Source organism: Parabacteroides sp. PF5-6 (assembly GCF_029504695.1).
In the GTDB taxonomy this organism is placed as follows: Bacteria; Bacteroidota; Bacteroidia; order Bacteroidales; family Tannerellaceae; genus QVMG01.
Genome location: NZ_JAQFIN010000005.1, coordinates 244,862 through 265,746, shown reverse-complemented (window position 1 = coordinate 265,746; position 20,885 = coordinate 244,862). Strand labels below are relative to the sequence as shown.

The 20,885-nt window shown below is 44.1% G+C and carries 22 protein-coding genes and 5 tRNA genes; 1 reads left to right on the top strand and 26 read right to left on the bottom strand.

The genetic code is table 11. The features are described 5' to 3' along the window. Nucleotides 1-83: 83 nt before the first annotated feature. From rpoB to M2133_RS08630, 25 genes are all read right to left on the bottom strand, one after another. Entirely contained in the window at nucleotides 84-3,896 is a 3,813-nt protein-coding gene (gene rpoB / locus M2133_RS08750; RefSeq protein WP_277465717.1) for a DNA-directed RNA polymerase subunit beta, read from the bottom strand. 106 nt (nucleotides 3,897-4,002) lie between these two features. Then, entirely contained in the window at nucleotides 4,003-4,380 is a 378-nt protein-coding gene (gene rplL, locus M2133_RS08745) for a 50S ribosomal protein L7/L12 (protein WP_277465715.1), read from the bottom strand. A gap of 48 nt (nucleotides 4,381-4,428) precedes the next feature. Beyond that, a complete protein-coding gene (rplJ, locus tag M2133_RS08740) occupies nucleotides 4,429-4,959 on the bottom strand; it encodes a 50S ribosomal protein L10 (protein ID WP_277465714.1) in 531 nt (176 codons plus the stop codon). A 15-nt stretch (nucleotides 4,960-4,974) separates the two neighbouring features. Further along, entirely contained in the window at nucleotides 4,975-5,673 is a 699-nt protein-coding gene (gene rplA, locus M2133_RS08735; protein WP_277465713.1) for a 50S ribosomal protein L1, read from the bottom strand. 14 nt (nucleotides 5,674-5,687) lie between these two features. Further along, the gene (gene rplK / locus M2133_RS08730) at nucleotides 5,688-6,131 is read right to left on the bottom strand and encodes a 50S ribosomal protein L11 (RefSeq protein ID WP_277465711.1); all 444 of its coding nucleotides are present in this window, start codon (nucleotides 6,129-6,131) and stop codon (nucleotides 5,688-5,690) included. Between the two features lie 71 nt (nucleotides 6,132-6,202). Beyond that, entirely contained in the window at nucleotides 6,203-6,745 is a 543-nt protein-coding gene (gene nusG / locus M2133_RS08725) for a transcription termination/antitermination protein NusG (RefSeq protein ID WP_277465710.1), read from the bottom strand. A 12-nt stretch (nucleotides 6,746-6,757) separates the two neighbouring features. Next, entirely contained in the window at nucleotides 6,758-6,952 is a 195-nt protein-coding gene (gene secE, locus M2133_RS08720; RefSeq protein ID WP_277465708.1) for a preprotein translocase subunit SecE, read from the bottom strand. Between the two features lie 17 nt (nucleotides 6,953-6,969). After that, a tRNA-Trp gene (locus M2133_RS08715) sits at nucleotides 6,970-7,042 on the bottom strand. A gap of 42 nt (nucleotides 7,043-7,084) precedes the next feature. Continuing rightward, nucleotides 7,085-8,272 (bottom strand): elongation factor Tu, encoded by a 1,188-nt coding sequence (gene tuf / locus M2133_RS08710; protein ID WP_277465707.1) that lies wholly within the window; start codon nucleotides 8,270-8,272, stop codon nucleotides 7,085-7,087. Nucleotides 8,273-8,341: 69 nt separating this feature from the next. After that, nucleotides 8,342-8,413, bottom strand: a tRNA-Thr gene (locus M2133_RS08705). A gap of 9 nt (nucleotides 8,414-8,422) precedes the next feature. After that, nucleotides 8,423-8,495 (bottom strand) — tRNA-Gly (locus M2133_RS08700). Between the two features lie 117 nt (nucleotides 8,496-8,612). Next, a tRNA-Tyr gene (locus M2133_RS08695) sits at nucleotides 8,613-8,695 on the bottom strand. A gap of 205 nt (nucleotides 8,696-8,900) precedes the next feature. Then, nucleotides 8,901-8,974 (bottom strand) — tRNA-Thr (locus M2133_RS08690). Between the two features lie 96 nt (nucleotides 8,975-9,070). Beyond that, nucleotides 9,071-9,370 (bottom strand): ribosome-associated translation inhibitor RaiA, encoded by a 300-nt coding sequence (gene raiA / locus M2133_RS08685; protein WP_277465771.1) that lies wholly within the window; start codon nucleotides 9,368-9,370, stop codon nucleotides 9,071-9,073. Continuing rightward, complete coding sequence (locus tag M2133_RS08680) at nucleotides 9,360-10,268, bottom strand: tyrosine recombinase XerC (protein WP_277465705.1); 909 nt, start codon at nucleotides 10,266-10,268, stop codon at nucleotides 9,360-9,362. Before M2133_RS08680 ends, raiA begins: the two co-directional genes overlap by 11 nt. A 77-nt stretch (nucleotides 10,269-10,345) precedes the next feature. Next, complete coding sequence (gene rpsU, locus M2133_RS08675; RefSeq protein ID WP_277465704.1) at nucleotides 10,346-10,537, bottom strand: 30S ribosomal protein S21; 192 nt, start codon at nucleotides 10,535-10,537, stop codon at nucleotides 10,346-10,348. Between the two features lie 144 nt (nucleotides 10,538-10,681). After that, nucleotides 10,682-11,047 (bottom strand): helix-turn-helix domain-containing protein, encoded by a 366-nt coding sequence (locus tag M2133_RS08670; RefSeq protein ID WP_277465703.1) that lies wholly within the window; start codon nucleotides 11,045-11,047, stop codon nucleotides 10,682-10,684. A gap of 127 nt (nucleotides 11,048-11,174) precedes the next feature. Next, nucleotides 11,175-11,948 (bottom strand): hypothetical protein, encoded by a 774-nt coding sequence (locus M2133_RS08665; protein WP_277465702.1) that lies wholly within the window; start codon nucleotides 11,946-11,948, stop codon nucleotides 11,175-11,177. 93 nt (nucleotides 11,949-12,041) lie between these two features. Further along, nucleotides 12,042-12,488 carry a hypothetical protein gene (locus M2133_RS08660; RefSeq protein ID WP_277465701.1) on the bottom strand — a complete coding sequence of 149 codons (447 nt, stop codon included), beginning with the start codon at nucleotides 12,486-12,488 and terminating at the stop codon, nucleotides 12,042-12,044. 3 nt (nucleotides 12,489-12,491) lie between these two features. Next, nucleotides 12,492-12,902, bottom strand: a complete 411-nt coding sequence (locus M2133_RS08655; RefSeq protein ID WP_277465700.1) for a D-Ala-D-Ala carboxypeptidase family metallohydrolase — start codon at nucleotides 12,900-12,902, stop codon at nucleotides 12,492-12,494. Between the two features lie 39 nt (nucleotides 12,903-12,941). Beyond that, nucleotides 12,942-13,157 (bottom strand): hypothetical protein, encoded by a 216-nt coding sequence (locus M2133_RS08650; RefSeq protein ID WP_277465698.1) that lies wholly within the window; start codon nucleotides 13,155-13,157, stop codon nucleotides 12,942-12,944. Continuing rightward, nucleotides 13,135-13,581 carry a DNA-binding protein gene (locus tag M2133_RS08645; protein WP_277465696.1) on the bottom strand — a complete coding sequence of 149 codons (447 nt, stop codon included), beginning with the start codon at nucleotides 13,579-13,581 and terminating at the stop codon, nucleotides 13,135-13,137. The genes M2133_RS08650 and M2133_RS08645 overlap by 23 nt, the downstream gene beginning before the upstream one ends. A gap of 351 nt (nucleotides 13,582-13,932) precedes the next feature. Continuing rightward, nucleotides 13,933-14,307: a hypothetical protein gene (locus M2133_RS08640; protein ID WP_277465695.1), complete on the bottom strand. Its 375-nt coding sequence runs from the start codon at nucleotides 14,305-14,307 to the stop codon at nucleotides 13,933-13,935. A gap of 198 nt (nucleotides 14,308-14,505) precedes the next feature. Further along, nucleotides 14,506-15,336 carry a hypothetical protein gene (locus M2133_RS08635; RefSeq protein ID WP_277465694.1) on the bottom strand — a complete coding sequence of 277 codons (831 nt, stop codon included), beginning with the start codon at nucleotides 15,334-15,336 and terminating at the stop codon, nucleotides 14,506-14,508. Nucleotides 15,337-15,992: 656 nt separating this feature from the next. Further along, entirely contained in the window at nucleotides 15,993-17,174 is a 1,182-nt protein-coding gene (locus M2133_RS08630) for a helix-turn-helix transcriptional regulator (protein ID WP_277465693.1), read from the bottom strand. Nucleotides 17,175-17,550: 376 nt separating this feature from the next. Between M2133_RS08630 and M2133_RS08625 the strand changes: the two genes are divergently transcribed. Beyond that, on the top strand, nucleotides 17,551-18,120 hold the full coding sequence (locus tag M2133_RS08625) for an ORF6N domain-containing protein (RefSeq protein WP_277465692.1): 570 nt from the start codon (nucleotides 17,551-17,553) through the stop codon (nucleotides 18,118-18,120). Nucleotides 18,121-18,242: 122 nt separating this feature from the next. Here the strand turns inward: M2133_RS08625 and M2133_RS08620 are convergent, their stop codons facing one another. Next, nucleotides 18,243-20,885 carry a TonB-dependent receptor plug domain-containing protein gene (locus M2133_RS08620; protein WP_277465691.1) on the bottom strand — a complete coding sequence of 881 codons (2,643 nt, stop codon included), beginning with the start codon at nucleotides 20,883-20,885 and terminating at the stop codon, nucleotides 18,243-18,245.

Genomic DNA, 20,885 nt, shown 5'->3' with positions numbered 1-20,885 from the left:
TGAAAGTTGAAAGTTGAAAGTTAGGAGCTGATCATCGAAAGTTCACTTTCAACTTTCAACTCTCAACTTTCAACTAATATTAATTAGTCCAGAGTGAAGCTCAAACCAAGACCTCTTAGTTCATGGAGCAATACATTCAGTGATTCAGGAATACCCGGTTGCGGCATAGGTTCGCCTTTGACGATAGCCTCGTATGCTTTAGAACGTCCGACCACGTCGTCCGACTTGATCGTAAGTATTTCCTGAAGTATATGGGCGGCACCGAAAGCTTCGAGTGCCCAAACTTCCATTTCTCCGAAACGTTGTCCCCCGAATTGGGCTTTCCCCCCTAAAGGTTGCTGGGTGATCAAAGAGTACGGACCGATCGAACGGGCATGCATCTTATCATCAACCATGTGGCCCAGTTTCAGGAAGTAAGTCACCCCAACTGTCGCCGGTTGGTCGAACCGTTCCCCGGAACCACCATCGTACAGGTAGGTCTTACCATAACGCGGGATACCGGCTTTATCTGTCCAGTCATTCAGGTCGTCCAAAGAGGCCCCGTCAAAGATCGGAGTGGCAAACTTCGCATCCAGCTTCCGTCCGGCCCATCCCAATACAGCTTCAAAGATCTGTCCAAGGTTCATACGGGAAGGTACACCCAGCGGATTCAAACAGATATCCACCGGAGTTCCGTCTTCCAGGAACGGCATATCTTCCTGACGTACAATCTTGGAAACAATACCTTTGTTACCGTGACGTCCCGCCATTTTATCTCCTACCTGGATCTTACGTTTCTTCGCAACATATACTTTAGCCATCTGAACAATACCGGTTGGCAACTCATCCCCGATCGTAAGGTCAAATTTCTTACGTCTCAGCTCGGCATCCAACTCTTTATATTTCTTCAGATAGTTCAGAATAACCTGTTTGATCAATTCATTCTTATCATTGTCAGCAGTCCATTTGCTCACCTGTACGGCGTTGTAGTCAAGCTCTTCCAACACTTTACGTGTGAACTTAGCCCCTTTGGCTACCACTTCCATATTCATGTAATCCTTCACTCCCTGTGAAGCCTTACCATTGGTCAGCACTACTAATTTTTCAACCAGTCGGCCTTTCAATTCAGCAATCTTTTCTTCGTACTCTTCATCCAGTTTCGGTAAGATCGCTTTATCCGTCAAACGTGATTTGCGTTTCTTTACGGCTTTAGAGAATAGAGCAGTGTCGATCACAACCCCACGCAAAGAAGGCGTCGCTTTCAAAGAAGCATCTTTCACATCACCGGCTTTATCACCGAAGATAGCACGCAACAGTTTTTCTTCCGGAGAAGGATCGGATTCGCCTTTCGGAGTAATTTTACCGATCAGGATATCTCCCGGCTCGATACGTGCTCCGATACGCACAATTCCTCTTTCATCCAGATCACGGGTTGCTTCTTCGCTTACATTCGGGATATCCGATGTCAATTCTTCCATACCCCGTTTCGTTTCGCGAACTTCCAGGATATATTCATCGACATGAACTGAGGTGAAGAAGTCTTCACGAACCATACGTTCGTTCAATACAATCGCATCCTCATAGTTGTATCCCTTCCATGGCATATAAGCCACCATAACATTCCGTCCAAGAGCTAATTCCCCGTCTTGCGTGGAATAGCCTTCAGTCAAGACATCACCCTGAGTAACGCGTTGGCCTACCTTACAGATAGGACGCAAGTCAACCGTAGTACTCTGGTTTGTTTTACGCCATTTCGGAATGATATAAGTCTTAACCGCATCTTCGAAGCTCACGAAGTCTTCATCCTCCGTGCGGTCATATTTAATCTTTATTGTAGTAGCATCTACATATACAATTACACCTTCGCCTTCAGCCGTGATTTGTGTACGGGAGTCGATAGCCACTTGCTTTTCGATACCTGTACCCACAATCGGAGCATCCGTCCGCAACAGAGGTACTGCCTGGCGCATCATGTTAGATCCCATCAAAGCACGGTTAGCGTCATCATGCTCAAGGAAAGGAATCAATGAAGCGGCAATCGAAGCAATCTGCGTAGGAGACACGTCCATCAGATCTACATCTTCCGGAGCGACAACAGGGAAGTCGGCTCCTAAACGGGATTTAACCCGGTCACGGATAAAGCGTCCTCTATCATCTAACGGAGCATTCCCCTGAGCGATTGTCAAATCCTCTTCCTCTTCAGCCGTATAATAGCTCAGTCCTTCGTCAGAGAAATCTACCTGATTATCAGTAACCATACGGTAAGGAGTAGAGATAAAACCAAGGTCATTGATCTTTGCATAGACACAAAGAGAAGAAATCAATCCGATGTTCGGCCCTTCAGGCGTTTCAATCGGACAAAGACGACCATAATGGGTATAGTGAACGTCACGTACCTCAAATCCGGCACGCTCACGCGACAGACCACCCGGGCCTAAAGCAGACAGACGACGTTTGTGTGTGATTTCCGCCAATGGATTCGTCTGATCCATAAACTGGGACAGAGCATTGGTTCCGAAGAATGAATTGACAACAGAAGAGATCGTCTTCGCATTGATCAGGTCGATTGGAGTAAATACTTCGTTATCACGCACGTTCATCCGTTCACGAACCGTACGGGACATACGAGCCAAACCAATACCGAATTGGTTATAAAGCTGTTCACCGACTGTACGTACACGACGATTACTCAAGTGGTCAATATCATCCACAATGGCTTTTGAATTGATCAACTCGATCAGGTACTTGATGATCTCAATAATATCTTCTTTCGTTAATACCTTGACATCATCAGGCGTCGTCAGATTCAGTTTCTTGTTAATCCGGTAACGTCCGACTTCACCCAGGTCGTAGCGTTTTTCGGAGAAGAACAGGTTGGTAATGATTTCACGGGCACTGGCTTCGTCGGCCGGCTCTGCATTACGCAACTGTCTGTAGATATACAATACAGCTTCTTTTTCCGAGTTACTCGGGTCTTTCTGTAAAGTATTATATATAATAGCATAATCGGAAAGATTCTGATCGTTCCGGTGCAATAGAATATGTTGCGTACCGGACTCCAGGATTTCTTCCACATTATCCTGATCCAGGATAGATTCACGATCTATAATTACATCATTACGTTCAATAGAAACAACCTCACCGGTATCTTCATCCACAAAGTCTTCTACCCAAGTCTTCAGTACACGAGCCGCCAATTTCCGTCCGATATATTTCTTCAGGTTGGTTTTCGTGACCTTAACTTCTTCCGCCAGATTAAAGATTTCGAGAATGTCTTTATCGCTTTCAAAGCCGATAGCTCTCAAAAGGGTAGTTACTGGCAATTTTTTCTTACGGTCGATATAAGCGTACATGACATTGTTGATGTCCGTAGCAAATTCGATCCAGGATCCTTTAAACGGAATAATACGGGCAGAATAAAGCTTCGTTCCGTTAGCGTGTGTACTCTGTCCGAAGAATACGCCCGGAGAACGGTGCAATTGAGAAACCACCACCCGTTCGGCTCCATTGATCACAAAAGTACCCCTTTCCGTCATGTAAGGGATAGGGCCTAAGTAAACGTCCTGTATCACCGTATCAAAATCCTCATGATCAGGGTCAGTACAATACAGTTTCAACTTAGCTTTCAATGGGACGCTATAGGTCAATCCGCGAGCAATACATTCTTCGATTGTATAACGCGGCGGATCGATGTAATAATCTAAAAACTCCAACACGAAGTTGTTTCGGGTATCTGCAATAGGAAAGTTTTCCGCAAATACTTTATACAATCCCTCTTTCTTCCTCTTTTCCGGGGGTGTGTCAAGTTGTAAAAAGTCTTGGAATGACTTCAATTGTACCTCAAGAAAGTCCGGATAAGGAAGCGGATTCTTAATTGAAGCGAAATTAACTCTTTGTTTATCAGCTGTTGAAGACATTTGAAAGGATTTTATTGAACTTAATGAAAATAAAGACGCAAAAAGGTTAAGAGTCTCCTTTTTTCGCAGACTCTTAACCAACTACCTGTTATTCAGGCTATGAATTTTATTTAAGCTCAACTTCTGCTCCTGCTTCTTCTAAGCTTTTCTTTAATCCTTCTGCGTCTGCTTTAGCAATACCTTCTTTGATAGGGCTAGGCGCACCGTCAACTAAGTCTTTTGCTTCTTTCAAGCCAAGACCAGTCAATTCTTTTACTAATTTAACGATCGCTAATTTGTTAGCTCCCGGAGCTTTCAGGATTACATCGAAAGAAGTTTTTTCTTCTTCAGCTGCGGCAGCAGGGCCTGCAGCAGGGCCTGCAACAGCAACAGCTGCAGCAGCCGGTTCGATACCGTACTCTTCTTTCAGGATCGTAGCGAGTTCGCTCACTTCTTTTACAGTCAAGTTTACTAATTGTTCAGCAAAAGCTTTTAAATCTGCCATTTTTGTATGATTTAAATGATTATTTATCTGTATAAATTGTATAAAATATTATCGCTCTTCCAGTGTTTTCAAAATACCGGTAAGCGTTTGGCCTCCTGATTGGAGAGCGGAAATAACGTTCTTTGCAGGAGATTCCAACAAGGCGATAACATCTGCAATAAGTTCGTTCTTGCTCTTGATATTTACCAAAGCATCCAGGTTTTCAGCACCGATATAGAAGCTTTCCTGTACATAGGCAGCTTTCAGTTCCGGTTTAGCCACTTCACCTTTCTTGGCTCCTTTAGTAAAATCTTTGATCAGTTTGGCAGGAGTATTGGCTTGTTGTGCAAACATCACAGCCGTATTTCCTTTGAGAGAGGCATCTAAGGGTGAGAAATCACCTTCGATGTTTTCCAGTGCTTTTTGAAGCAACGTATTCTTAACAACGATCAGTTTCACATCCTGCTTGAAACAAGCTCTTCTCAGCTGGCTGGTTTTCTCAGCATTCAATGCTTCGATATCAGTCAGGTAGAAGTGAGGATATTCCTGAAGTGTTGCGGTTAATTGTTCTATAACTTTGCCTTTATCTTCCTTTTTCATTGTTCAATTGTTTAATTAATTTTCTTCAATGGACTTGGGGTCGATTTTAATACCCGGACTCATAGTACTTGAAAGATAAATGCTCTTAATATATGTTCCTTTAGCCGCAGTCGGTTTCAACTTGATCAGTGTATTGATAAATTCCTTTGCATTCTCACGGATCATATCCGCAGTGAAAGAGACTTTACCCACAGAAGTATGCATGATACCTGTTTTATCTACTTTAAAGTCGATCTTACCTTGTTTGACTTCTTTGATCGCTGTACCTACATCATTGGTAACCGTTCCGCTCTTCGGGTTCGGCATCAAGCCACGAGGACCTAACACACGACCTAAAGCACCGATCTTACCCATGATTGCCGGCATCGTAATGATCACGTCAATATCGGTCCAACCGCCTTTGATCTTGTCGATATATTCATCCAACCCAACATAATCAGCTCCGGCAGCAGTAGCTTCGGCTTCTTTATCAGGTGTACATAATGCGAGAACTCTAATCTGCTTACCCGTTCCATGAGGCAAAGACACAACGCCTCTGACCATCTGGTTTGCTTTACGGGGATCGACGCCAAGGCGAACATCCACATCAACCGAAGCATCAAATTTCGCATTGGTAATTTCTTTTACCAGTGCAGATGCTTCCTTTAATGTATATGCTTTCCCAGGTTCAATCTTGCTTAAAGCCAACTTTTGATTTTTTGTAAGTTTACTCATCTCAATTGATTTTTTTAATTATTACCCGGAAATTCGCCTTTAACTGTAATACCCATACTACGGGCTGTACCGGCAACCATTCGCATGGCTGAGTCAACAGTAAAGCAGTTTAAATCGACCATTTTGTCTTCTGCAATCGCTTTCACCTGATCCCAGGTAATTTCTGAGATCTTTTTACGGTTCGGTTCCGCAGAGCCACTCTTCTGTTTAGACACTTCCAATAATTGGATTGCTACAGGAGGGGTTTTAACAACAAAGTCGAATGTTTTATCAGCATAATAAGTAATTACCACAGGTAATATCTTACCAGCCTTTTCCTGAGTCCTGGCATTGAATTGCTTGCAAAACTCCATAATATTAATACCCTTAGAACCTAAAGCCGGTCCTACTGGTGGAGAAGGGTTTGCTGCTCCTCCTTTAATCTGCAATTTGATTTGTCCAGCAACTTCTTTAGCCATTTTTCTTAAATTTAAAATATAAACATCAATAACTCAAAGAAAGGGGGAAGCACTTTCGTAACAAAAAAGTACTATTCTTTCTCAACTTGTAAATAACCTAACTCAAGGGGGGTCTTCCGTCCGAAGATTTTAACCATCACTTTGAGTTTCTTTTTCTCGGCATTGACCTCTTCGATTATACCGCTAAAACCGTTAAAAGGCCCGTAGGTTACTTTTACGGTTTCGCCCACATAGAATTGGATATCCATATCATCCTGTTGTTCCTGTAATTCATCCACCGTACCTAAGATACGATTGACTTCAGCAGGACGCAGAGGAATCGGGTTCTCGGATCCGCCAAGGAATCCGATCACATTGGGGATATTGCGTAATCGATGAGCGACCTCTCCCACCAAAGCAGCTTCTACCAATACATAACCGGGTAAGTAGGCTCTTTCTTTCATCACCTTCTTACCATTACGAATCGTAAAAGTCTTCTCTGTAGGAATAAGGACTTGTGACACATATTCACCTAAGTCAGTATTCTTCAGTTCAGCTTCTAAGTATTCCCTAACTTTATTCTCCTTACCACTAATGGCACGAAGAACATAAAATTTTTTCTGGATATCAGACATACCTAAAACCGATTAAAAAATTCTCTCATAGACGAATCGCATCACGCCTTCAAAAGCCATGTCAATAACAAAGATTAATGCAGCAATGATAAGGGAAGCAAACATAACCACTACCGCACTGTTGGAAAGCTCTGTTCTCGTTGGCCAAGAAACTTTATATACAAGTTCGTTATAGGATTCTTTAATATAATTGAATATCTTTTTCATCGAATTCATATTTTTTGCACGGAAGGAGAGGCTCGAACTCCCGACACCTGGTTTTGGAGACCAGTGCTCTACCGACTGAGCTACTTCCGTAGATAAGCCAGCCCGAAGGCTGGCTCTATTTTTGAACGAATATTAGTCTAACAGTTCTGTGATCTGGCCTGCACCTACTGTACGTCCACCTTCACGGATAGCAAAACGAAGACCTTCGCTACATGCTACCGGATAGATCAACTCTACATTGATAGTTACATTATCACCAGGCATTACCATTTCAGTTCCTTCCGGCAAAGTGATTTCACCAGTTACGTCCAATGTACGGATATAGAACTGCGGACGATATTTGTTATGGAACGGCGTATGACGTCCACCTTCTTCTTTCTTCAGGATATATACCTCAGCTTTCACTCTTGAATGAGGTTTTACCTTGTTCGGGTGAGTGATAACCATACCGCGTTTGATTGCATCTTTATCGATACCACGGAGCAACAGACCTACGTTGTCACCAGCCTGACCTTCGTCAAGAATCTTACGGAACATTTCAACACCGGTTACTACTGATTTCATATTTTCAGCACCCAGACCGATGATCTGAACTTCTTCACCTGTTTTGATGATACCTGTTTCGATACGACCGGTAGCCACTGTACCACGACCTGTGATAGAGAACACGTCTTCAACCGGCATCAAGAAAGGTTTGTCCACTTCACGCGGAGGCAGCGGAATCCAAGTATCGCAAGCTTCCATCAGCTCCATTACTTTTTCTTCCCACTGAGCGTCACCGTTCAATCCACCTAATGCAGATCCACGGATAACCGGAGTATTGTCACCGTCGAAATTATAGAAAGAAAGCAATTCTCTCATTTCCATTTCTACCAGTTCCAACATTTCTTCATCATCAACAGAGTCACATTTGTTCATGAAAACAACCAATCTCGGAACGTTTACCTGACGAGCCAGCAGGATGTGCTCGCGAGTCTGAGGCATAGGACCGTCGGTTGCAGCCACTACGATGATCGCACCGTCCATCTGAGCAGCACCCGTTACCATGTTTTTAACGTAGTCGGCGTGACCCGGACAGTCTACGTGAGCATAGTGACGATTAGCTGTCTGATACTCTACGTGAGAAGTGTTGATAGTGATACCTCTTTCTTTTTCTTCCGGAGCGTTGTCGATAGAATCGAAAGAACGCAGTTCAGAAAGACCTCTCTTTGCCAATACTGTAGTAATAGCAGCGGTCAAAGTAGTTTTACCGTGGTCAACGTGTCCAATCGTACCGATATTTACGTGCGGTTTCGATCTTTCAAATTTTTCTTTTGCCATAATTTAATTGTTCTTTATTTGATTAATGATCATGTTTTTTCTATACTCTTTTCTTACATTTCTGTATTGAGCCGGTGCCGAGATTTGAACTCGGGACCTCTTCCTTACCAAGGAAGTGCTCTACCACTGAGCTACACAGGCATAATTTAGAGCGGAAGACGGGGCTCAAACCCGCGACCCTCAGCTTGGAAGGCTAATGCTCTATCAACTGAGCTACTTCCGCAGATTTTGCACGCAGTGCAAATAGTTGAAAGGTGAAAGATGAAAGTGGAAAGCTTTTATTTCACTTTCAATTTTCAACTTTTAATTTTCAACTCAAATCGACCATTCGGTCGATTTGTGGGTAGTGATGGATTCGAACCACCGAAGTCGAAAGACAGCTGAGTTACAGTCAGCCCCATTTGGCCACTCTGGAAACTACCCCTCTTTATTTAGTTGAAAGTTGAAAGTTGAGAGTTGAAAGTTACAACTTCAAATTCGACAATCAACAAATTGATATAATCAGTATTTCAAGAAAAACGTTGACCGCTGTCAACATTTGTATGATTTATTTTGTTGTAAGTTTAGAATGTATTTAACTTTCAACTTTCAACTCTCCACTTTCAACTCGTGCGCTTTGCACACTCCGAGCCTCTTGTCGGATTCGAACCAACGACCCCGAGATTACAAATCACGTGCTCTGGCCAACTGAGCTAAAGAGGCATTAAGGCTTCAAGAAAAAGCCGCTTCGTCACACGGGCGAAACGGCTGCAAATTTAGGTATTATTTCTTACATACCAAACTTCTTTCTTGTTTTTTTTATTTGGTGCGGATTTTTTCTTTGGTTTTCGCCAATTGCTTCTCCAATGCTTGTATACATTCATCTATGGACTCCTCGAAAGTGTCACTTTCTTTCTCTGCGAAACATTCTCCGTGTTTGATATTTAACCGGATTCCCGCCTTTTTATTTTTAGCCGATTCCGGTTTAATCACCTTCAGGTTTACTTCGGCAGAAAGTATTTCATCAAAAAACTTTTGCAGTTTAGTCACTTTCTTCTGAATGAACGCTTCCAATTGTTCTGAAGCATCAAAATTGATCGCCTGAATTCTAATTTCCATAATGACCTCCTTCTTTTTTAGCTCGAGGATGAGCATGATACACTTTTTTTAATTCTTCAAAGGTTGTATGCGTATAAATACTGGTAGAAGCCAAACTATTATGTCCAAGCAATTCTTTGACTGCATTCAACTCCGCCCCATTATTCAACATACTTGTCGCAAACGAATGACGTAACACATGCGGACTGCGTTTTGAAAGTGTCGGGATCTCTCCCAGCCTTTTCTTTACAACAGTATATATATCGGAAGTGTTTATCGGTTTCCCGCTTTTTTTCACCAGCAAAGAACCACCGACCGCTCCTATTTCATCGTTACGTTTTTCAACATAGATACACAGCATGTCTTTCAGCCCATCGGCAAACGGTATCAACCGCTGCTTGTTTCTCTTCCCCGTCACCTTGATCAACATAGATCCATAATCGATATCCACATCTTTCAAACCGGCCAGTTCGGAGCGCCGCATACCGGTGTCGTATAACAACTCAATAATCAAACGATCTCTTACTCCTTCGAAATCCTCATCAAATCCATCCCCGTCGAGCAACTGTTCCATATCACTCTCTTTCACAAAATAAGGCAATGCCTTTTTTGCTTTCGGCCCGTTCACCAGGCGCAGAGGATTGGCAGAGACTATGCCCTGCTTCATGAGGTACTTAAAAAAAGATTTCAAAGAACTTAATTTCCGATTAACCGACGAAGCCTGTATATGATCTTCCAGCAAATAAACGATCCAGTTACGGACGATATCTGCGTCGACCAACACAGGCTTAAAAACACCTTCCTGATGCTCTTTTGCATAAGCTTCAAACTGCATCAGGTCTTTTGCATAAGCCTGAACAGTATGTTCGGAATAGTTCCGCTCATAACGAAGATATTTCAAAAACGCATCAATATACATAATTTCGTCACACCATCATAACATGCAACGAATATAACAAAAACTATTTAATAAAACAAACCCCGGAAAGGATTATTTTACTCTTCAGCCTGCTGCAGCTGTTGAACATAAGCCGCACGCATATTTTGCTTTCTCTTAGTTACAGAAGGTTTTATGAAAGCCTGACGGCTTCTGAGTTCTTTAACAACGCCTGTTTTCTCAAACTTTCTTTTAAATTTTTTAAGCGCTTTTTCGATGTTTTCGCCTTCTTTTAATGGTACTACAATCATAATTGTTTTTTATATGTTATTTGAAAATTTACATCCGTAAAACGGGCAGCAAAATTACGGATTGTTTCTTTATTCGCAAAACTTTCCGGCAAATTATTTTTAAAATAGTCATTTTGTTTGGCTCCTCTTCATATTCACAGGCTTTTATCCTTTCGGAAGAAAGGTTCGGTGTTTCAATTGTAGTTTGCGGTATTGCCCCGGTGTCTGCTGTTCATGTTGCTTAAAGGCATGATAAAAGGTAGCCTGTGTCCGAAAACCTGAACGTTCTGCCACTTCACAGACCATCAACTCGGGATATTCCACCAATAATCGCTTACTCTCTTCCAAGCGATACTTCAACAGACAAACACTGAAAGAGCATTTGAAATGCCGGTTGAATATACGGGACAGATACGTCCGGTTCACCGGTATAGCTTCGGATGCATCGGTCAGCTTGAGGTCTTTCCGCAGATAAGCCTTCTCCTCTTCCAGCCAGTAACGCAACTTTCTTGCTTGTAATTTTTCACTCATGATTTTTCTACATTACGTTTAACGATCATAAATATAAAAAAGAGATCATACGCGCTCCATTATCACAACATGGACAAAGACATAGACAACGCAAAACCGGAAAGAGGATCAGCGAATTAAGCCCGGATCAATACCGCTCATTCGGATCTACGGCCACTTCAACAGCAACCGCACCGGCTATGATAACAACCGAAAGCATCGTATATCCCAAAGTACGTCCCTTGACATAACGAACATAAAATGTATCCCCCGCATTTTGTGCCGTAGGCGTAAAATGTTTGGGAGAAAGGCCTCCGGCCCTGACCAATTGGGAGATATAGAAACTCTTTTCAAAGACCAGGCTTTGAGGCAGATCGTAGCCCCGGCCGCCGGTCAACAGCGTGATATAACTTCGGAAATACAACGGAGAATCCTCCAGCGTATACTCTTTTACATAGAGATCGGCATAATCGCCTTTGGCATCCGGAAACTTCACTTGCCGGTATTCACTCTTCGGAATTTTATTAAACGAAAAATCGGCCAGGGTCAACGGCTGATGCTGAATCATCGCGCGCGGCGGGATCATCGCCAATTCGGAAGAAGTCAAACCGGCTTCATCTTCAAACAACAAGGCATCCGGCGAGTAGCTCGTCGCCTGGTCGTCGATAATGATAGCCGACCGTCGCCAGTCGACATACAAAGGTTCGTCCAACTTATTATATATAGTAATATGTACGGGAGCGTCTTCGCCGGAAAAACGGTAGATCACCCGAGCCGTATCGTTCTCCTGCACAAATTCTCCGGCAGGCGTCCGATCACCCGCCCGGTCGGCCGAGCTCAGTGTGGAATAATAATAGGTAGAACAACTCACACTACTCAACAGCCAGACTAAGATACCCACACAAAGTCCTATCCGTTTCATCGGCCCCTCCTTTCTTCGACCCGTATCTGCAAGAGAAATCGCTCGTTTCATACGCTGATCAGATTATCGGTGTATAGATCCGACAAGATAACGTTATTTTTTTAGCCGCACAAAAAAAGAAAACAAAAACAACAGACAGAGGCTAACAATAATGCCAATTATCCGGTACAGCCAAGCGCGGGAAGAAGTCCGACTTTCGGTCTGTTCGGCACTGAATTGCAGAGACTGCTCTTGCATTGAAGCCTGGGTTTCGTTCTTCACCTGCACACGCTCGGTCTGTTCTGTCTGATCACTGATCGTTGCCCGGGTGAGATATTCGAGATGTTGCAGCCCGCAACTATCCGGTTTGGAGAGTTTATACTGCTGCAGGTTTATCACCCGGCATTCTGTCGTTTCCAACAGCCTATGCCAGGACAAGCTATCCCTACTGCTCCATTGCATCAGGCGTTCTTCCTGATCGATCACGCGTTTTTCTTTTCGCACTGCACATCCCCCGCAAAGCCAGGTCGCAATTAGTATATATAGAATCGGTTTCATCATCCCTTATGTGTTGTAAACGATAAATTGTTTTCTGTTTCCTGCCTTCCGCAGAGACAGATGCAGGAAATTTCTTTTCGTATACCATATCGCCTGATCGAACAGCAGTCCGCTGTCCTTCAAGACCCGTAGAAGTTCACCGGCATCGCGCGTCACACAATCCGCCGCTTCCCCTTTCGTATGCTGGCTGGAGGCGACGCCACCGACCAGCCGGTTCAGTTCCGCGCATCGATACCCGCTACTGATCCGTATCGGTTTGCCGTACGTATCCCGCAGAGGTTGTAATAATTCTACAACCAGCCGCTCCAACGCCACCATCTCACTTGTCCCCGGCCGGTTTTCTATCCCGTTTGCCTCAGCCGTCCGGCTCCGGATCATCTCTTCCCAACTGAAGTGTGTTGTTATTTTCCCTTTCATAATTCTTCATATCTTAAATTCATTGTCAATTGTCAATTGTCAATTGTCCATTTTATCGCGCTTCACGCGATAAGAATAGTCCACCCCAAACAATGCCCCGGCAAACGTCATCACCTCGCCGAACGCAATCAACACACTCTGATCGATCTCTCCTTCGGGATCCACCCAGAATCCACAGAAGAGCAGGGCAATCCCGCTCAAAGTGAGCAGGACCGCCATGATCAGTTGCAGGTTATACACCACCTTCCGGTTCATTACCGCCTTCGTCTTCAACAACCACCTCTTTCACTTCCGGTTCGACACGCTCGAATTCAAGCAGTGCACGTGATTTTAACAACGTTTTCCCGGGAGTAAACACCAGCTTCGGAGGTTTGATCAGATCCTTACTGAATTCTTCTTCCGTCTCTGCCCCTGTCGAGCCCAGAGAATAACGGAAATTACCTAAGTCGCCGAATTGAATGATATGCCCTTGCGCCAGGTGACGACGGAACAGGAAGTTCATTCGGTCGATCACCGACCGCACCATACTGGAAGGCACACCCGCATCCGCGATTTCTTCCAGGAGCATTTCAAACGGCACCTTAAAAGATGACCGGCTATGTACATACAATTTCTTGGGGATAGTTCCATTGTCCAGTCCAAGATTCTTACGTTCTACTAATCTAAATTGAATTGCCATTTTGTTTAATGTTTAATGATTAATGATTAATGATAAATTCTCTCCATCGTCAATTGTCAATTATCAATTGTCAATTGTCAATTCATTTGTAAGCTTACGGAAGCAAAGATATAGGCCTGCGATTGGGCGTTATGGACGTAATATGTCCGAAAATAGAGCGAACAAAAACACACAAACAGCTAATTAACAAGAATATACAGAAAAACAGATGAATAATTTCCGTCATATTACGCGGGTAGGTTTCCATGTATTTTTAACATACTCCGGAAGACAAAAAGAGGACACGATCAATATAACACACTGATATACTGACTCATAAAGAAACAACAATAAATATTCGGAAAGAAAGATTTAACAATTACCGATCCGTGCCCGGGCATAAATATCCAACAGATCGCCCGGATCGATCATCTGTGCAGAGGAAAGGGTACAAATACTTTTAAGGGAATAATGCTGTTCGAAGCTTAAGGAGAGATTGAATGCCAGTTGACGGAAAGGAGCTCCTTTGTATCCCTCGTATTCATACCAGAGTTTGGAAAAGAGAATCATCGTATCGGGCTCGCCCACCGGGAAGGCCAGTTCGCCCATCACGGTTTGCGCGTGATAGTAATCGATAAATTGTTGCCGATAGGCTACGATCATACTCTTAAAGAAATGCCGGTAATTTTTATTGGCTTGTGTCCATCCGCTCAGGGCCAGACGGAAGATCTCCTGTCGCCACAACATTTTTTCCTGTTCGCTAAGGAGATGGGTTGCCTCTAAAAAATGAGGGATGCTCGGGTTCTCCCCCTTGAAAAGTAATATAAGGTTGGTAAGCATCAATAAAATAGTTATAGTTTAAAGTTACAGAGAGAAAGGTTAAATCCAAATAAGTTCCTCGCCCGGTCGGGCGAGGAACAGGTATGTTATGAAGTATATACGTCTTTAATAAACACTGACTTTATATACCTTATCACCCGCTTTGACCAGGTAAATGCCCGGTTCGAGTGAAAGGGTTTTCGAACCACGAAGTCCACGAAGCGACACCACGTGCTTACCGGTCAGACTATAGACGTTTACGTCTATTGCCTGACCTGAATTGATAATTGACAATTGACAATTGACAATTTCAAGGCGGATGGTTTCACCGGCTTGTATATTACCCGTTGTTCCGCCGGTTCCTTCAATAACCACGGTGATCGGGCTGATCACCTTGTCGATCGTATAGGTCAATACAGCCGCACGCAGGGCGTCGGGTTCGATCTCGATACCGTTGGCAATCACATGTACATCCGCCGGATCAATACCTTCGGCCAGGGTCAGGCTGAAACTGAATTTCTCGCCATAAGCCACCTGATGCGTGCCGGCACCGATAGAATAGGTTACCCCTTCTGTTTCGGTCAGGGTCACCGGATATTCGCGCAAGGCGATCAGGACCGTATGGTCTTGTTCGATCGGGTTCAGGATATGGGAGTAATAATTGCCTGCGCCAAAATCATTAAATGAGGTTTCAATGCCATCGATTAGGAACAATACATCATCGGCAGTCAACGTACGGTCTTCGGGCAGGAATTGCAAATGCAGGTGAGCCCCGTCTTCTACCTGGTGGTTTCCGGCAGAGAAATTATAAAGATCAATACCGTCGGCTACTTCGAGGTGGATGGTGTGGTAGATGGAAGGGGGAGTAGTATTCTTTCCTGTTACATAACAGGTAAAATCATACCAAACACTAAGCGGATCTATTGTTAAAGATTTTCCTTTGTGACTAGATAGCATTCCTGAAATAAACAAGACCCAATCATAGGTATATTCAGAGGCCCCAGATCCATTAGCGGTCAATACAAGTTTTTTCCCTTTTATAAGTACATCACCACTTGCAATCTCTTCATCATCATAAGTAGCCGTTATACTTGCATCAGTCGCTTCACCCGCTTTTGTTGCCGTAAATGTTACTGTGTAATAGTCTACAGTAAATGAATTCGCATCGGATGATACTATTGCATCAACTCCCGTATCCGCTGTTCCTTCATAAATATCATAAGCACCGACGACAACATCGGAAAAAGTAACCGTACCTCCTGTGCCTGAACCTGTATATTGAGATTCAGCCCCTTGGCATAAGTGAAAAGTCTTTTCATGGGACGCATAAGCGCTATTATCCTTTTTAACAGTAAGAGTTACGTCAGTTTGTGCATAAGACATCATAGATACCCCCAAAAGGGCAAATAACAAGGTAAAAACTTTCTTCATTTTGTTTTATTTTATGTAAGTTAATAGAATAATTTTGCTTCTTACGGCCTCAAACGGTTTAGCGTCAAGGTGGTTTGTCTGAAAGTGGGTGTAAAAGTAGGAGGTTAAAGGAGTTCCGTTATTAGCAAATCAACAAAAAAAATTAGCAAATCAGCAAAAACCCAATTGAAAGGGCATGATTATCAAGCACTTTTCTGCCATGTGCGGAAAGTAACCCCTTCGTATTGGCGGAAGGTGCGGCAGAAGGTGGAGCCGTGGGAAAAGCCACTGCACTCGGCCAGTTCGTCGACGGTAAGCTCCGGATTCAATCGGGCTTGCTCTTTGGCATAGGCTATCCGTTTGCGATTGATAAACTCTCCAAAGCCGGTATGATATTCATCGCGCAACAGATAAGAGAGATAGGCGCGGTTGGTGCCCACCAATGTCGCCACATCGTCGAGGTGAAGTTTCTTTTGCCGAAAGATCTGTTCCTGATCCATCAATTCATTGAAGCGGGGAAGGAATTTCAGGTAGGTATTTTGCGCGTCGTCGGTATTTTCCGATTCTTCAATGATCGCTTTTTCATCCGACAGAAGTAATTCGCGGGCAAAACTGGCGGCCGTATAATGCGAAAGAGACACATGGTAACAAATAATAAAAAGACAAATTCCGATAACTGCCGGAATAATCGAAACCCAGATATCGTATGGAATATACTGCAGGTAGCCCGAGGCGGCAACAGCCAGGGTCAACAATAATAAAACAAAAAGTCCTCTCAATGCAGCCCAATGATATTTAAGGTCTTTATCTTCTGTATCCGAAAAGAAATCCTCCAGATGGGAACGGTATCGGTAGAGGCGGCGAAAGGCGTAAACAAACACCACGATAGCCTGTATAGCGATAGAAATGCTATAGAGATATTCGCCGGCAAAATAAAGAATCTTATAGGGAAGGAAAGACGTTTGCCGCAAACTCTCGGGATCTTCCACCGTGGCACGCGAGAAAGCCGCCGCCTGCTCGTCGCCCAACAGGAAATACACCGTTGCCGTCACGCATCCCAGGACGACAGGAGGCAGAAAGAGCAATCCGGCTTTCCCTTTCGCCCATCGACCGGTATCGCCCGTCACTTCCCGGAAATAAAGAAAGATAAACGGGATAAACGAAAGGGTGGCCACATAATCCAGGATATCCATTTTGTAATACAGGCTATAGTTGCCCTCACTATACCAGAAAAAAGCCATAATACCCATAGAAAGGGTGATAAAGGCCATCACAATAGTCCAGATATGCTGGGAACGGGAATTTTTTCGCCAGTTAGCGGCAAACAGAGCCGTCCAAAACAAAGAAACAAGACCGGGCAACAGGATGCATACGTGTTTCAACATACCGAATTATTCAAACCATAGAGCATTTTACAAACGTATATTTGAATGAGCAAAAATACAAAAATATACCACCGCCTCACCCATTGTAGAACCCAAAAAATAAACTACCGGTAGTTTGTCGACAAACTACTAATACTTTGTGCGCAAACTACCGGTAGTTTGTGAACAAACTACCAGTAGTTTAAAAGGCAATATTACAAGACTGAAAATCAACGACTTAAAAAACCCGCGTTCTTCCGTTGTGTATTTGGTGTATTTGGTGGTTAATCAAACAAGATCATTGCGGTTTATTTTGAACCACAAAGTGCTTCAAAGTAACCCGAAGTAAAAAGGATTTTTCTTATCTTTATCCCATTATAACTTAAAATGATTAACTATGGAACTCACACCCATCCAATCTAAAATTTACGAGATCCGCGGCCAGCGGGTGATGTTGGACTTTGACCTGGCGGAGATGTATCAGGTTCAAACAAAAGTGCTCAAACAAACGATAAAGAGACATACAAAACGTTTCCCAGAGGATTTCATGTTCGAACTCTCTAAGAATGAATGGAATAAGCTGGTCACAATTTGTGACCACATATCTCCAAACATGAAATACAGCTATATATTACCACTTGCTTTTACGGAGCATGGGGTAACTATGTTATCCAGTGTTTTGCGAAGTGATATTGCGATAAATGTAAATATCCAAATCATACGTGCCTTTGTCGCCTTGCGTCAACGACTGGCTAATCCGCCAGAAGAAAGACATAGCGTATCCCAAAAAGATTTCGATAAACTCAAAGAATATATCGAAGAAGTCTTTACCGACTACAACGATCTGCATGAAGACACCCGAATGCAATTGGAGTTGATCAACGAATCGCTTGCCGAGCTGCAAGTCGACCACAAACGCACAGCAAAACCTCGTAACCGGATAGGTTTTGTACCGCCAAAGGAATAATCGAACCACAACGAACACGACGAACACAACGCTGTGGAGGTTTTCTCTTTCGACGTCGTGTATTTCGTGTGCTTCGTGGTTAATTCGGTTATAGTTTATCTTTACAGTCTATTATTCCGTATTCAATGTATCCCTATAAGACAATGCGTTACGCCTATTTCTCCGTTATCCGACCGTCCTTCGCAATGGATCAGGTATTCGCCTTTATCATCAGAAGTAAAGAACGTAAATTCCATTTCTCCTTCTTCATTCATTCTCACTTCCGGTTGCCAGTAGAGGGTATTTCGTTGGTCTTGAACCCAATGATCGGGTGAGGAATCAGAGTAATCTACAGAATAGAACTCTTTCGGGCGGGTATAACCCACAAACTTATGAATCACTGTTTTAGAAGGGATCATATCCACCATATCATCCCAACTGCGGGTGAAGAAAAGAATCGCTCCGCCACCACTTCTACCATACACCATAGCTGATGCTGGGCCTAAGACTTCTACGCGTTCAATAAAATTCGGAGGGATAGAAGTCAATGTCTTATCGTCTGCTCGGTTGCCATCCAATACTAAAAGGGGAGGTGGCGCAAGTAATCCAACGCCAAATACTCGAAGGCTTAATTGATCCCCCTGGTCGAGCGCAGTGACTCCCGGGGTATAAAACAAAATCCCCAACGCACCCCATTTGCCTCCATAAGAGCGATTTTTTACTGCTTTATAAGTTCCGATATTAAACGTCTCATTGTGTAATCTCCGATGATCCTTCGATTTAGCTTTGGCTGTCACACTCACCTCCGGTAATTCATGAATCGCTTTATCTATACTTTCACCGGGGGTTATGGGTATCGTGCCGCTCATTTCTACTATTAGAGAGTCATTATCGCTTCGGTTGATTCCTGAACCGTAAGTGTAATAATCCGAAGGCTGGCCTTCATGGTTGACTACCGAAAGATACAAGGTCCGGTTCTTTTTGTCGACCACAGAGATCACCACCTCCATCGTATCGCAGAAGTCATAGCCCTCAAACTTAAATGCGCCCCGGTAGCCCGGATGGGCAGAGACGATCTCTTCGATGGAGTCGCGCTGAAGGATGGCATTGATGGAGATATCTTCCAGGTTCTTATCCCTATTCCGCAACTGCACCTGTCCCGAAAATGACAAATCTTTCTCGACCGGGTAATACAAATCCGGGTTCTTCCCTGATACGACATAATCCCAGTTATACCTGCGCCAACCCTGTGTCAGTAGCAGTAAGTCAAGCTGGTTTAATCCGGTCGTATCCCGTTTGGCAAAATAAGAGGCAGGAGCCTCTACCCGTCCTTTCAGTTCACTGCGGAGGAAATAGTCCGTATAAAAGTTATTGCGGGTATCTGTCTTATCCAACTCCGATTTAACAACGGCAACCGAAAAGTCTCCATCCTCCACTGAGCCGTATTTATCTTTTACATCCATCCGGACAACAACCTTTTCCCGTTTTCCGTACGCCGTTTTATCCGTCTCCAAAGACAGTTGCAATTGTTCCGGGTAATTGATAAAAGCCAGGCGTTCACAATACGCCTGAAGGTTTTCGTCATATATTGTAATCGTGAAAATGCCTTCCGGCAGCTTTTCTTTGGGGATATCCAGTACCGTCATCTTCTCGCTCATATCCACAAACGCATTAAACCAAACCACCCCTTCCTGGTGGATGGTCAGATAAAACGGCAACAGCAGATGGTTACTTTCCAGATTATGTTTCAACGCTATCCGCATCCGGTCGCCCGAACGCCTGACATCCATCACCATCCCTTTGGGGTAAACGGGAGGGAAAGGAGTCTTCACCACCGGATTATCCAAGCGGGCAGTATATTGCTTTCCTTCTTCCGGCTCAAAATAGAAATATCCGTGTCCCAGATATTGGGTATGGAAGCGGCGAACCTCTTTCCCCTCATTGTCTACAATCACCCCGTCGGCATTTAGCCCTTTTCCCTGCCGGTCGGTTACCTTAAAAGCGATCTTGGAAGGCAATCCGGCGACCAGGTTTCCCCCTTCGGGAAAAAGGGTGAACTGTACGGGAGCCTCTAAGGAAACAGGGAATTCCCGATCCCCCTCCGGAGTCTCCACAATAAAGAACTGCGTTCCTTCATACTCCGTATCCTCCGGCAGTTCGATATCCAGATGCACTTCCCCGTCTTCGTCCAGCTTCAAAGGATACGCCCGGGAAACTTCTCCATTGAGACGCAATTTGTACCGAAGCGTCCCTTCCGGTTTATGCAAAAAACGCAGAGCCGCAGAAAGCATATTGCCCGTTACGGAAAAATCTGTTTCAATGCCCCAGGGATCGAAAAATGGCGAAGCAATCCGGATCTCCCGGGTAAAGAAGCCCTCCGCGTCGAAGTTCTGCATCCACCCGGTATAAGCGCGAAGCTGATACAGGCCACTGGTCAATGTATCGGGTAGTTCGATATGTCCTGCCGCGCTGCCGTTCTCCAGTTTCCATTTGGTTTCAGCTACTGCCTGGTTCATACCATCGATCAGTTCCACATACACCACCCCGCTTTCTACCGGAAAGTCCGGCGAAGACGACTGATACACCTTAAACCACATCGTTTCCCCGGCCACATACTGTGTCCGATCCTGATGCACATACACTTTCTCGCGGGGAGCATTGTACTGGAATTCATGTAAACGCTTGGATACGGTATGGAAAAGGGTGTCACTTTCCGTTTGAGCGCTTCCCACAAAAGGCAACAGCATCCATAAAACAACAGCAAACATTATCTTTTTCGATTCCAT